This is a genomic window from Flavisolibacter ginsengiterrae DSM 18136, from assembly GCF_059568575.1.
Map to the genome: position 1 here is coordinate 309,323 of NZ_JCANTR010000001.1, position 12,565 is coordinate 321,887.

The window sequence follows — 12,565 nt, forward strand, 5'->3', positions numbered from 1 at the left end:
ACTAAATATTTAGTTATACCTTGGCTTCACAATTCACAAAATGAAAACATTAACTAAAGCAGAAGAACAGGTGATGCAGGTGCTCTGGAAACTGAAAGAGGGCTTCATACGTGATATTATGGATGCCATGCCACCTCCCAAACCCCACCAGAATACTATAGCCACCCTGCTTAAAATATTAGTGGATAAAGAATTTGTAGGCATCAGGATTTTTGGAAGACAACACCAGTATCATCCTCTTGTAAGCAAGGATAGCTATTCTAAGGCCACTATGCGGTCATTGGTAAAAAGTTATTTCGGTGGTTCATTCAGCGATGCTGTTTCTTTTATGGTTAAGGAGAACAATATAAGCGTTGACGATCTTGAAACTTTATTGCAACAAATCAAAAAAGGAAAAAAATGATAGCCCTTGCCTATTATTTACTGAAAGTCATTATTTGCTCCGGGCTATTATTTGGATATTACCATATTGCCCTGCGTAACAAAGTATTTCACCAATGGAACCGTTTTTATTTACTGGGAATCGTAGTCCTGTCTCTTTCACTTCCCTGGTTGCAAATTACCTTGTATCACTACCAGGATGAACCCAATAATGCTATACGGTTATTGAAAGTAGTGCAATCCGCAGACGTGTATATGGAAGAAATATCCAGCCGCCAAAACCAGTTATTAAGTACCGAACAGTGGTTGGGGTTGTTGTATGGCTCCATTTCTCTTACGATTCTGGCAGGTGCGTTCATTTCTGTTTCAAAGATTATTAACCTTATTCGCAGGCACAATACCAGGCTGGTCAATCGCATTAAATTTATTTCCACCCGTGAGCCGGGAACGCCCTTCTCGTTCTTTAATTATATTTTCTGGAATGAGAATATTGATATCAATACCTCAACGGGTCAGCAGATATTCCAGCACGAATTGGTGCATGTTAAAGAAGCTCACAGTTTTGATAAACTATTTATCCAGCTTACGCTTATCCTGGTTTGGTGCAACCCATTTTTTTGGTTCATCAGGAAAGAATTGCAAATGATACATGAATTCATTGCAGATAAGGAAGCAGTTAAACACCATGATACTGCAACACTTGCTGCTATGATCCTGCAGGCAAGTTATCCGCATCATTTCAGTCATCTCACCAATGCTTTTTTTCAATCATCTATAAAACGACGCCTCCTTATGCTTACCAAAATTCAAAACCCGCGTATCACTTATTTTAGCCGCATACTGGCACTTCCGCTGATAGCTTGTATAGCTTTAGCCTTTAGCTTCAGAACTGTTTCTGTCGCACATCTTGAAAAGACTATCACAGTAGTAATTGATGCAGGCCATGGAAAAACAACCAATGGGCAGTTGTCTGGTGCTTCCAGCAATAATATTTATGAAGATGCTATTGTATTAGCCATTGCCAAAAAGATCAAGGCCATCAATGCCAACTCCGAAATAAATATCGTTTTAACCAGGACTGATGACAACATCATTGAACTTCACAAAAGAGTGGACCTGGCAAAAGAAAACAATGCCGACCTGTTTATTTCACTTCATGTGGCTGCATCAGAAAACGATAAAACCGGTAACGGGATGGAAGTTTATGTTTCAAATAAAAACACCCCCTTCCAGCATCAAAGTGAGTTATTAGGTTCTGTGATCAAAGAAGAATTAACCTCCATATACCCGACTACTCCTGAATTGATCAAGCGCACCGTTGGTATTTGGGTAGTAGACAAAAATGTATGCCCATCAGTGTTGGTTGAATGTGGTTACATCACAGATAAAAAAGACAGGGAATTTATTACCAATGAAGCGAACCAGGAATTAGTAGCCAGAAAGATCCTTAAGGCGGTAGAAAGATATGCGTCCTCTACTGAAAAAGGCTCATATACTACTATATCTGACACATTGCCTAATAAGAAAGCTGTAGATATCAATTCAGTGAATGTCGATAAGAACAAAGGATTGATCACCATTGATTACAAAGATGGTACTCGAGAAACTTTAACCATAGAGCAGGCCAGGCAAAGAAAGCTTATCAAAGAAAAGAAATTCGAGACTAAGGAAGATTTTCATACTGAAAAAGACACATCCATCAAAATTGGTGGAAAAGATAAGCCTCTGATTTATGTAGATGGAAAAGAATTTAAAGGAACTCTTGATAAGCTTGACCCTTCACTGATCCAGTCAGTTAATGTGCTAAAAGACAAGTCAGCCACCGGGAAGTATGGCGAAAAAGGAAAGAATGGCGTAATAGAGATCATAACCAAACCTGCCGAGCGCCAGAATATTTTTGATACGATTTCCAAATCAAAACCTATTTCACTAGCCCCTGCAGCTATTGCGCCCACCCACAGTCAAGTATCCAAATAGATATATTATTTCTATAATTATATAAATGGGGCTGAAATATCAGCCCCATTTTTTTATGCTATTTATACTACCCTGCTTATGATCTTAACTATTTACGGTTTGGCTCCTGCCTGTCAAGGCCCTGCGTACTCCCTACCTGGAGTATAGCTGCCCCCTATCAACTCCCTACCTGCGGTATAGATACTGCGTGATGATCACGCAGTATCTATACCGTAGCTATACTGCAGGTAGGGCTTTGCTATACTTCAGATAGGAAGAAGGGTGGGAATATCGAACAGATGAACAGGGAATGTTGAATGATGAAGTGGGGTTAGGTTGGAGAGGCATGGTTTATAGCGGTCTTTTGTTAGGTGGAAGGAGGAATAATGATCAATGAGCAATGCTCAATGTTCAATGTTCAATGAGGGAAAAAGGAGTAAGGATCAATTGGTTAGAGAGGAAAACGGACAAAAACGGCCAATACGGTCAAAAGCGGTCATTACCGGTCAAATCGGTCAAAAACGGCCAAAACGGACATAGGGGTTTTGAACTGAGAGGGATTTTCAAAAACTTGCAGCTATAAAATCTAATACCAGTTATGGCTAAGCAAGTAGGATACGTTACAGCAACAGGCACCGTGGATGGTGACACCAACTTTTATAAGGATGTGGAATGGGGATTTTTGGTAAGAATGCTTCCGGGGGTAGGCAGTAAGCGCTTCTGGAAGGATCCTGCCTTTGAAGGAAGCCGCAGAAGCGCAGAAAGGTTTGGTACAGGCAATATCATCTCTTCGATCATCTACCGCTTTGTACCGGTTAAAAGAAGGTACAGGCAGTTGTTTAAACAGGTAAGGACCATAGCCATTGTTTGTTTAAAGCAGGGAATGGATAAAGCAGCGGTATTCACAGCCTTGCATACCTTCCTTACTGAACAAAAGCGTACTTCTTTAACCCAAGATCAGTTTACCCTCCTTCTCTCTTCCTTTGAACAGGAGCTGGCAGGAAGGCTCAAAGAGCCAAAGCGGGAGAAGGAAAAGAAGATGAAGAACAAGCTGGAGATTACAGTGAAAGCACCCCTGAGTGCAGAAGACACCGAGTACTTACAATTGTACATGGATGATTATGACTGGACCATCAGGTTTGAGGGAGACTTTCCACCGGACTACCAGGTACCGTTTTTTTTGCTTAAGCATGCTGCTTAAGCGTTTCTGGTTTTTAGTTTTTTGTTTCTGGTTCTTTAGGTCTGGGCAGAACTATTATGTGCAGTTATTCTTTAGGTCAAACTATGGGGCGTTAGAGAGGTTGAATTATAGGCTATCTGAATACACAACTGATGGTACTATTAACCCACAAGGCGTACCTACGGCACGCTAAACATCCCTGCCTGTTTTTTTCTGCCTAGCAGATGTCCCGATGGGACATGGTTTAGAACATATCATTTCATTAGAATACCAATTATAATAGGAATAAAATATTCCGATTTAATCAATTTATAGGCGCACAGGGCATAAAACAGCTTTGCCTCTGCATGTTCCATAGGAACATTTTGTGGGTAGAAAATAACAATGAAAATGCAACAGCGTGCCGTAGGTACGCCTTGTGGGTTGATTTATAGTTTTTTGTTTCTGGTTCGTTAGGTGTGAAGTGAACTATTAGGTGCAGGCTTACTTTATTGAGTATTCATCTTTGTGATCCTTTGCGAACATCTTGGCACTCTTTGCGTTACTGAGTATCGCAAAGTGCGCAGCAGTACTATTTAGAAATTATAGCTGATCTTTTTATCACCGGTAATAATTTCCAGTTCTTTATTGCCTTCTTCTACCCTTCCAATAACCTGCGCATCTATTCCAAAATCATTGGCGATACTAATCAACTGGTCAGCAGTTTTTTCATTGGTATAGATCTCGAGACGGCAACCCATATTGAACACCTGGTACATTTCTTTTTCATCAGCACCACTTGCCTGCTGGATGATACTGAAGATCTCGGGTGCCTGGAATAAATTATCCTTTACCAGCTTCACATCCTCCGGCACGTACTTCATACACTTGGTCTGCCCGCCGCCACTGCAATGGATCAAACCATGAATGTCATCAAAATATTCTTCCAGGATTTGTTTAACCAGAGGTGCATAGGTTCGTGTAGGTGAAAGAATGAGTTTGCCTATATTGGTTTCGAATCTTTCTTTTCTAAAAGGAATAGTAATAGGGTCCATTAATTTATGCTTACCTATATACACTACATCGTCGCTTAATGAAGATTCAAATGTTTCAGGAAACTTCTCTGCATAATATTTACTCAGCACATCATGCCGGGCACTGGTTAAACCATTACTTCCAATACCACTATTATACTCTACTTCGTAAGATGACCTGCCAAAGCTTGCCAGTCCAACGATCACATTGCCATTAGCTATTTTTTCATTAGTGATCAATTTTTCCTTTGGCCACCTCGCTGCCATTGTACCATTGACTGCAATGGTCCTCACCACGTCTCCCACATCTGCTGTTTCACCACCAAGGAAAGCGATATCCACATCAAAATCTCTCATGGTATCAAAGAATGCCTGGGTTCCTTCAATCAATGCCTGGAGAACTTCTCCGGGCAATAGGTGTTTATTCCTGTCTATAGATGAAGAAAATAATATTTTGTCATAGATGCCCACACAAAGCAGGTCATCGAGGTTCATAACAATGGCATCCTGTGCTATACCCTTCCATACTGAAAGATCACCGGTTTCTTTCCAGTACAGATAGGCCAGGATACTTTTGGTGCCCGCACCATCTGCATGCATAACATTGATCCAGTTTTCATCATTCCCCAACAGGTCTTTATAAATCTTACAAAAGGCTTTAGGGTAAAGGCCTTTATTAATATTTTTAGTTGCGGCATGCACCTCTTCTTTTTGTGCGGAGACACCCCTTTTAGAATACAATGACATCTGGCAAAGATAGAAGAAGTTTACTGGCGCAGATGCTGCCTTCCATTATGAACTGCCAAAAACATAGAGTACAAAAGCACTGTAAACTGTTATTATCTTCGCGCCCATGCAGGTGCATCGCAGTATAGATCATTTACCCGGTTTTCAAAATTCCGTAATTACTATTGGAACCTTTGATGGTGTACATGAGGGACATCAACAGATCATCGAGGCACTGAAAGCGGAAGCACGCGCTGTCAATGGGGAAGCTGTGCTCATAACCTTTGATCCGCACCCGCGTATGATTGTTCATCCGCACACCCATTTACATTTGATCAACACTCTCGAAGAAAAAATTGAATTGTTATCAAAGACAGGGATTGACCACCTGGTAGTTGTGCCTTTTACTAAGGAATTTTCAGATCAGCCGGCAGAAGAATATATTGAACATTTTCTTATAGGCAGGTTTCATCCACATAGCATTATCATAGGTTATGACCATCATTTTGGTCATGGACGAAAAGGGAATTTCCGTTTACTTGAAGACAATGCTGAACACTTCCATTATAAATTGCTGGAAATTCCACGACATGTCCTGGATTCCATAGCTGTCAGCTCCACCAAGATCAGGAAAGCCATCCAGGAAAGCCACATTGAAACAGCCAACAAGTTACTGGGTTATGATTTTTTCTTCGAAGGCCTCGTTGTTCCCGGGGATAAACTTGGAAGGCAACTGGGATATCCTACTGCAAATCTTGAATATACCAGTAAGGAAAAGATCCACCCGGGTCATGGAGTGTATGCTGTGCATGTAGAAATTGAGGGGGAAATTAAGAAGGGCATGCTTAGTATTGGAGACAGGCCCACCCTGAACAAAACGGGAGAAAAAGTTGAGGTCAATATTTTTGATTTTGACAGGGATATATATGGAAAAACAATGAGGGTGATCATACGTAAGTTTTTGCGCGAACAGGTGAAATATGATTCACTGGACAAATTAGTAGCGCAATTGCATAAAGACAGGGCAAACAGCTTGTCGGTGTTGTAAAACTTTATCAGGCTGCGATCATCTTGACCACCATTTCCTTTAAAAGATCTGCATCTTCCGTGCCCGCATCGTTGATCCCGATATTGCGAAGGTTGTATTCGTAAAGTAACAGCAATACTTTTTCTATTTCCTGGTGGCTGAACTTAATGGCTGTTTGAATATAGTCCTTTACAAAAAATCCGTTGACGCCAATAGCTGTAGCAACCGACCTTTCGTCCCTGGCCTGCACTGAATAGATCATCAATACCTTACTAAAGAAATTGTACAATGAGGGAAAGATCAATTGAAGGGGTGCAGCTTTGGGATTGGCACTAAAATATTGAATGATACGTATAGCCTTGTACAGGTCTTTCGATGCGATAGCTTGTTGCAATTCAAAAACATTAAACTCCTTACTGATACCAACGAAATTTTCTATATCATCCTCCGTAATATTCTTTCGGTTACCAAGGTTGAGTGCCAGTTTATCAACTTCATTATTCAGGCGGCTCAGGTCATTGCCAATATGATCAATAAGTAGAAATAGTGCTTTATTAGTAATGGTGTAGCCTTTGGATTTTACCAGTCCACTCACCCAATCTGGAAGTTCATTGTCGTATAATTTTTTGGAGGTGAACAATACAGCCTTGTCCTTAAGCATCTTGGCCAGCTTTGTTCTGCCATCCAGTTTTTTATTTTTATAGGCAACAAAAAGATAGGTTGAAGAAAGTGGCTTTTCAATATAGCTTTCAAACTTTTCAATATCCTTCATGCCCTGTGCTTCCTTCAATATGACCACCTGCTTATCAGAAAACATTGGATATCTTCTGCAACTGTTTACCACGTCTGTCCAGGATGCATCCCGTCCATAATACACAGTTAGGTTGAAGCCTGCTTCACTTTCTGTTAAAATTTTGTTTTCAGCATAGGCTATAACCTGGTCTATAAAATATTCCTCATCCCCTTCCAGCCAATAAACTGGCTTAAAGTTTTGTTTCTTTAAATCATTAACTATCTTTTCTGAACTCATGTTTATAAACTCTTATACATTTTTTCTGGCACGGTTTTCGAACAGGTGCGTAAAATCTCAAAAGTAAAGTTTTCGATTTAACCAATATAAATCAAATATCGTTTAACTAAAACCCCTACAACGATGGCAAATACAAATTATCCTTCAGCGGAAAATTCAACAAATCCAAATCGTCCGGTGAGGAGCAACAACACAACCAAAAATATTTTGATTGGTGTGTTAGCCGCAGGTCTTTTAGGTACCTGGGCTTACTTCTTATATGACAAAAATGATTCAACAAAACAGATCCAGGTTAAGACTGCAGAAGTTAACAATGCAATGACTGCAAAGGATTCTGTACAGGTATTATATAATGATGCCTTGACGCGCCTTGATTCAATTACGGGTAGCAACAATAACCTGAGCGGCCAGCTTAGTGACCGTCAGTCAGATATCACGAAATTAAAAAATGAGATCAACAGGATCATGCGTGATAAGAACTCTACTGCAGCAGATTACAGGAGAGCTAAATCACTGATCTCAGAACTGAACGGGAAGATCGCCAACCTGGAAGCAGAGGTTTCAAGGCTTACTGGTGAGAACCAGCAACTGGCAGCCAATAATACACACCTGACTCAGGAAAGAGATGTATTGGCCACCAACCTGCAAACAACAACGGCAGAAAAAGAAGAGTTGGCACAAACTGTTGATGTAGCTTCAACGTTCACCGCTTCCAACATCCAGATCACTCCAATCAAGGAAAAGAAAAATGGTAAAGAGAAAGTAACTACTACCGCTAAGCGCGTAGACAAACTGGTTGTTTCTTTTGATGTGGAGAATCGTGTTGCACGTTCCGGCCCTGCTGACATGTATGTAATTGTTACTGGTCCTGATGGCAATGTAGTTAACGATCCAAACCTCGGATCAAGCACATTGACCACCCGCACTGATGGTGACAGGCCTTACACTTTCAAGACCACTGCTGAATACGAGCAGGGTACACGTAAGACGATTTCTATCCCATTGCGCCAGGATCATTTCCAAACAGGTAACTACAAGATTGAAATATATCAAAATGGATTTAAGATAGCTGAGGGTGTTAGAACCCTGAAAAAAGGTGGTTTATTCGGTTAATTCTCATTTCCAACTCCTACAGAAAAACGCCTGATAATAAAATTATCAGGCGTTTTCATTTTATAGATATTATCACTAATTATTGAGGTCTTAATACCTGGTCTATTTTGTGTAAAACTCCATTGATATACAATTGGTCACTTGTCCCTGCATTTGCGGGGGTTGGATTGATCAACAGGTTAGATGCTGTTGGATTAGCAGCTCCTTTCACAGTAGCAGCAGTGACGCCCGTAGCACCAAAACTTGCCTGCAGTGTTACGCCGGGATGAGCAGGTAAAGCGCTGTTCAGCAACGTGGGCACACTGGCAGGTGTAGTTGGAAAATTAACTGTAAATGCCCTTGTTCCTAATAAATGATATACTACAATACCTTTTACTGTTTGCGCAGATAAAGCTCCGTATAAGGCTGGATTTTGGAATACAGCCGTTGTTCCTGCAAGAGAAGCCGCCTGGCCCTGGGCAATAGCAGGAGCCTGTTGCTGGGCTATTACAGGAGCCTGAGCTGCAGCCTCTTCTGGTGTGGCTCCGCCAGCTATTAGTTGTTGCGTAATAACTGGTATTAGTTGGGCGGTAACTACAGGTATTAATGCAAGTGTGATCTGGCCGGTAAGGATTTGTTTGAAAGCTGTGTCTGTAGGTGCAAATACAGTCAGGTTAGCTGCAGGATTCAATAATGCAGCTTGTAATGAACTGGCAGCTACTGCCCCACTATCAGCTCTCTGGATCGCTGCCTTCAGGTATGTAAACTCCGGGTCTGTATTGATACGGTTCCATAAAAATTGGGAAGGAGGTGCAACCAGCACAGGTACTTTATGTATTACACTGCTGCCTGCTAAAATATCCGCCTGTATCACTGGGATATTATTCACCCATACAGTTGTTCCTCGTTTTGAAGGGAAAATAGACATCCTTAATCCGGGGGGCAAAGATGCCGATGGTGCCGCCAATACCAGTGAACTTGGCTCCTGGGCATTAGGAAAACTGGTAGCTATTTTATCTGTCGTCAACAGTTGTCCCCCAATTAATCCATAGCGTAATAAAGTATCCAATTGCCCGGGCCTGAATGCAGCTACGGCTGCAGGCGTAGTGATACCAATTGCCTGGAAAGCTGAATTGGCAGGAGCAAAAAAAGTAAATACAGCCGATTTATCACTTAGTAGCGCGGTTAAATTGGTCCCTGCCCTTGTTACAGCTGCTTTGAGGATGGTAAAGTCTGGATCATTCAACGCATCGATAATAGAGGCAGAAGCAGGTGCAGGTTGCGCAATAGGCTGTGGGGTCAGGTTGTCTTTGTTACAGGCAACCAGGATGCTTACTACCCCGGAAAGCACCAGGAAAGGTTTCAGCCATTTATATACATTCAATTTCATATAATTATTTTAATTCTTTAGATTATCTCTTATAATACGTTGTAGGCAAAACTTACATAATACAAGCCACCAATACTTGGATTACCAACTGCCGTACGGTAATACTGGTTGCCGGCATTGGTTGCACCCAATTTGAACTGCGATTTGATGGAAGGAACTTTTACAGAAAAAGCCGCATCTACAACATTAAATGAAGGAAGTTCGCCCTGTGTAAAATCGTTCTCGTAGAAGAAGCCCTTCTGCCAGCGCCAGGCAATATTGAATCCCAGGATATGATTAGGTCCAAAGCCTGTGTTGCCAAACCCAAGGACTGTTCTATATCTTGGCGTATTAAAGAAAGCACGGAAACCTACAGGTACATTTTTGATAGTGTCAGAAGAAACATTACCACTTACAACAAAATTAGCCGGCAATAAATACTCTGCACTAACACCCCATCCATAGGTCTTTACCTTCTCAGGAGAGTTAACTACTATAGAATAACCTTTTGTAGTTGATAACTGCAATACATCCCTGCGGGTGATGAAATCTTTATAATTACCTGTATAATAGTAAGCGTCTATCAAAAGTTTTTTCTGTATCAGTGTTTTATACCCAACTTCAAAAGTGGTCACTGATTCAGGTTTTACTTCCTTATAAGGGATAGTTTCTCCAACTGTACCCTGTGGAGATACACTGTTTGGCGGATTACCGACAAGGTCATATTTATCCCATAAAGCTTTATTAGCACCCAATAGTGTTCCTGTACCTACATTCAGGTCTATCCATTGTTGTTGTGTACTTGGAAAGCGATAAGCTGTCTGGTAGGATAAGCGAATATTGTGATCTTTGGCAGGCTTAATGACCGCTGTTACCCTGGGTGTAAAACGACCCTGGAAGTTCTCGTTCTTATCGTAACGGCCAGAAGCGGTTAATTTCAAAAGATCCTTGATGATCTCTTTACCTACCTGTGCATAAGCACCATATTCATTGATCTTGATAGGGCCTTTTTTATCTGCGAATAGTGTGCCCTGGCTGTTCAAAACATACTGTTTCCAGTTGCCACCCACTAATACCTCAGCCACTTTTACAGCATCAGATAAATTATATTGTCCTTCTACCATATAAAGATCTGTACGGTCTACGAATAAACCTCCAATAGGTATAGGCAGAGACCTTACATTGTCAAACAATGTTCTGAACTGTTGTGTTCCGGCAGCGGGTCTGCCTTTGTCAGCAACGCTTCTCGCAATGTTATGAGATTCCATATCACCACGACCAGCCTGCCTTGCATTCAAATAAGCAAAAGCATATTCCTGGTACCATTGAGAGCTTGGTTTCCAGGCTTCATTAAATAACTGGGTGGTTACCGTTAGGTTATGTGATTCTCCTGAATTTTCCTGGGTTGTATAACCACGCAGAAACCATTTATTTGAATTGAGTTCCAGTTTGTATTGGCCCACTTTCAAATCTTTCAGGGAATAACGCTGGCTACCGGTGTACACCGTATTACCTGTTCCCCAGTTACCAGCTAAAACTGCTTCAATTCCCGGAGTCAATTTATAATGCAAAGCACCGGACAATTTAAAATTCAGTGTATTGGGATTGGCTAACTCATTTTCTGTATAACCAGTCCGGGAAACTCTCATATCGGGAGCGATACCTGGTGTGATAGTCGCTATATAATCTTTTAAGAAAGGTACAGCGGTGCCAATAGAAGTCAGGATAGAACCGAAAGTGGGAATCCTTGGATCTGAAGTTTCGTCTCCATACACATTCACCCCATCGTAATTGGGATCAGTTTCCCTGGTTCCGGCAACTATTTGACCTGAAGTTCCAAATCTTTTATAGTTACGGTAATCACGGGCCAGCCAGTCTTTTGCCTGGATCAACTCAGTGCTGATCTTAAAGGCAAATTTCTCAGACACCTTTTTACCCCAGCGAAGCGCCCAATTGTAATAAGGTGATACACCTCTCTCCTCGTCATTGATATGCATGATACCGGTCTTCACCTGGTAAGAAAGACCCTGGTATTTGAAAGGATTTTTACTGTTGATCAATAAAGTTCCGTTCATACCTCCCGGGCCAAATAAAGCAGAAGAGGCACCTGGAAGCAATTCCATATTATCCACATCCAGTTCGGTCAATCCTATTACGCTTCCTACGGAAAAGTTCAAACCAGGGGCCTGGTTATCCATTCCATCCACTATCTGGTTGAAACGCAGGTTTCCACTTCCGGAGAAACCACGGGTAGTAGGCGTTTTAAATGTCATGGAAGAAGCCACTACATCAACACCCTTTAAATTGGTTACTACATCATAGTAACTGGCAGCGGGGGCATTTCTAATAGTAGTAGCATTCACACGTTCAATCGATACCGGTGATTCGAGTATCCGTTGAGGTGTTCTGGTGGCTGAAACAACAACCTCCTGTCCTAAGGAACTGGCAGGATTGAGACTAACGGCTACTGGTGTTGCAGCATTGTCCACGACTACTTCTTTCGGGTCAAACCCGATAGAACTAAAAATTAATGTGACAGGCAATGATGGCACGGTTAATTTAAACCCACCATTGGCATCCGTATAGCTTCCCTGTGACCCACCCTTTAGTGTTACAGAAACAGAAGGAATTCCATCCCCGGTGGTACTGTGTTTGACCTGACCACTGATAGTAACATTCTGAGCAAAAAGAGGGGAAAGTGAAAAAAAGATCGCAGCAAGCAATACAGCCAAATAACTTAGGCTTTTTCTCATAGTGACAATTTTAGTTTGGGAAATCAGTAATCATGACT

At 41.5% G+C, this 12,565-nt stretch carries 9 protein-coding genes; 5 read left to right on the forward strand and 4 right to left on the reverse strand.

The annotated features are described in order from the left end of the window. The first annotated feature begins 40 nt into the window (after nucleotides 1-40). From BP74_RS01385 to BP74_RS01395, 3 genes are all read left to right on the forward strand, one after another. Nucleotides 41-403: a BlaI/MecI/CopY family transcriptional regulator gene (locus tag BP74_RS01385; RefSeq protein ID WP_496370298.1), complete on the forward strand. Its 363-nt coding sequence runs from the start codon at nucleotides 41-43 to the stop codon at nucleotides 401-403. Further along, nucleotides 400-2,358 (forward strand): N-acetylmuramoyl-L-alanine amidase, encoded by a 1,959-nt coding sequence (locus BP74_RS01390; protein ID WP_496370300.1) that lies wholly within the window; start codon nucleotides 400-402, stop codon nucleotides 2,356-2,358. Before BP74_RS01385 ends, BP74_RS01390 begins: the two co-directional genes overlap by 4 nt. 577 nt (nucleotides 2,359-2,935) lie before the next feature. Then, on the forward strand, nucleotides 2,936-3,538 hold the full coding sequence (locus tag BP74_RS01395; RefSeq protein WP_496370302.1) for a hypothetical protein: 603 nt from the start codon (nucleotides 2,936-2,938) through the stop codon (nucleotides 3,536-3,538). 554 nt (nucleotides 3,539-4,092) lie between these two features. Here the strand turns inward: BP74_RS01395 and BP74_RS01400 are convergent. Then, complete coding sequence (locus BP74_RS01400; RefSeq protein ID WP_496370304.1) at nucleotides 4,093-5,277, reverse strand: AIR synthase related protein; 1,185 nt, start codon at nucleotides 5,275-5,277, stop codon at nucleotides 4,093-4,095. Nucleotides 5,278-5,383: 106 nt separating this feature from the next. Between BP74_RS01400 and BP74_RS01405 the strand changes: the two genes are divergently transcribed. After that, nucleotides 5,384-6,304, forward strand: a complete 921-nt coding sequence (locus BP74_RS01405; protein WP_496370306.1) for a bifunctional riboflavin kinase/FAD synthetase — start codon at nucleotides 5,384-5,386, stop codon at nucleotides 6,302-6,304. Nucleotides 6,305-6,311: 7 nt separating this feature from the next. On the opposite strand, the gene holA is transcribed toward BP74_RS01405, so the two are convergent. Beyond that, the gene (gene holA / locus BP74_RS01410; RefSeq protein WP_496370308.1) at nucleotides 6,312-7,313 is read right to left on the reverse strand and encodes a DNA polymerase III subunit delta; all 1,002 of its coding nucleotides are present in this window, start codon (nucleotides 7,311-7,313) and stop codon (nucleotides 6,312-6,314) included. Nucleotides 7,314-7,436: 123 nt separating this feature from the next. Between holA and BP74_RS01415 the strand changes: the two genes are divergently transcribed. After that, the gene (locus BP74_RS01415; protein WP_496370310.1) at nucleotides 7,437-8,426 is read left to right on the forward strand and encodes a DUF8428 domain-containing protein; all 990 of its coding nucleotides are present in this window, start codon (nucleotides 7,437-7,439) and stop codon (nucleotides 8,424-8,426) included. Between the two features lie 79 nt (nucleotides 8,427-8,505). Here BP74_RS01415 and BP74_RS01420 read toward each other — a convergent pair whose 3' ends face one another. Together BP74_RS01420 and BP74_RS01425 are read right to left on the reverse strand one after the other, a co-directional pair. Continuing rightward, a complete protein-coding gene (locus BP74_RS01420) occupies nucleotides 8,506-9,795 on the reverse strand; it encodes a fasciclin domain-containing protein (RefSeq protein ID WP_496370312.1) in 1,290 nt (429 codons plus the stop codon). A 29-nt stretch (nucleotides 9,796-9,824) separates the two neighbouring features. Next, on the reverse strand, nucleotides 9,825-12,527 hold the full coding sequence (locus BP74_RS01425) for a TonB-dependent receptor (protein WP_496370314.1): 2,703 nt from the start codon (nucleotides 12,525-12,527) through the stop codon (nucleotides 9,825-9,827). Nucleotides 12,528-12,565 lie beyond the last annotated feature (38 nt).

Coding starts and splice junctions, on each gene's coding strand:
- BP74_RS01385 (WP_496370298.1), top strand. CDS start 41: ATGAAAACATTAACTAAAGCAGAAGAACAGGTGATGCAGGTGCTCTGG.
- BP74_RS01390 (WP_496370300.1), top strand. CDS start 400: ATGATAGCCCTTGCCTATTATTTACTGAAAGTCATTATTTGCTCCGGG.
- BP74_RS01395 (WP_496370302.1), top strand. CDS start 2,936: ATGGCTAAGCAAGTAGGATACGTTACAGCAACAGGCACCGTGGATGGT.
- BP74_RS01400 (WP_496370304.1), bottom strand. CDS start 5,277: ATGTCATTGTATTCTAAAAGGGGTGTCTCCGCACAAAAAGAAGAGGTG.
- BP74_RS01405 (WP_496370306.1), top strand. CDS start 5,384: ATGCAGGTGCATCGCAGTATAGATCATTTACCCGGTTTTCAAAATTCC.
- holA (WP_496370308.1), bottom strand. CDS start 7,313: ATGAGTTCAGAAAAGATAGTTAATGATTTAAAGAAACAAAACTTTAAG.
- BP74_RS01415 (WP_496370310.1), top strand. CDS start 7,437: ATGGCAAATACAAATTATCCTTCAGCGGAAAATTCAACAAATCCAAAT.
- BP74_RS01420 (WP_496370312.1), bottom strand. CDS start 9,795: ATGAAATTGAATGTATATAAATGGCTGAAACCTTTCCTGGTGCTTTCC.
- BP74_RS01425 (WP_496370314.1), bottom strand. CDS start 12,527: ATGAGAAAAAGCCTAAGTTATTTGGCTGTATTGCTTGCTGCGATCTTT.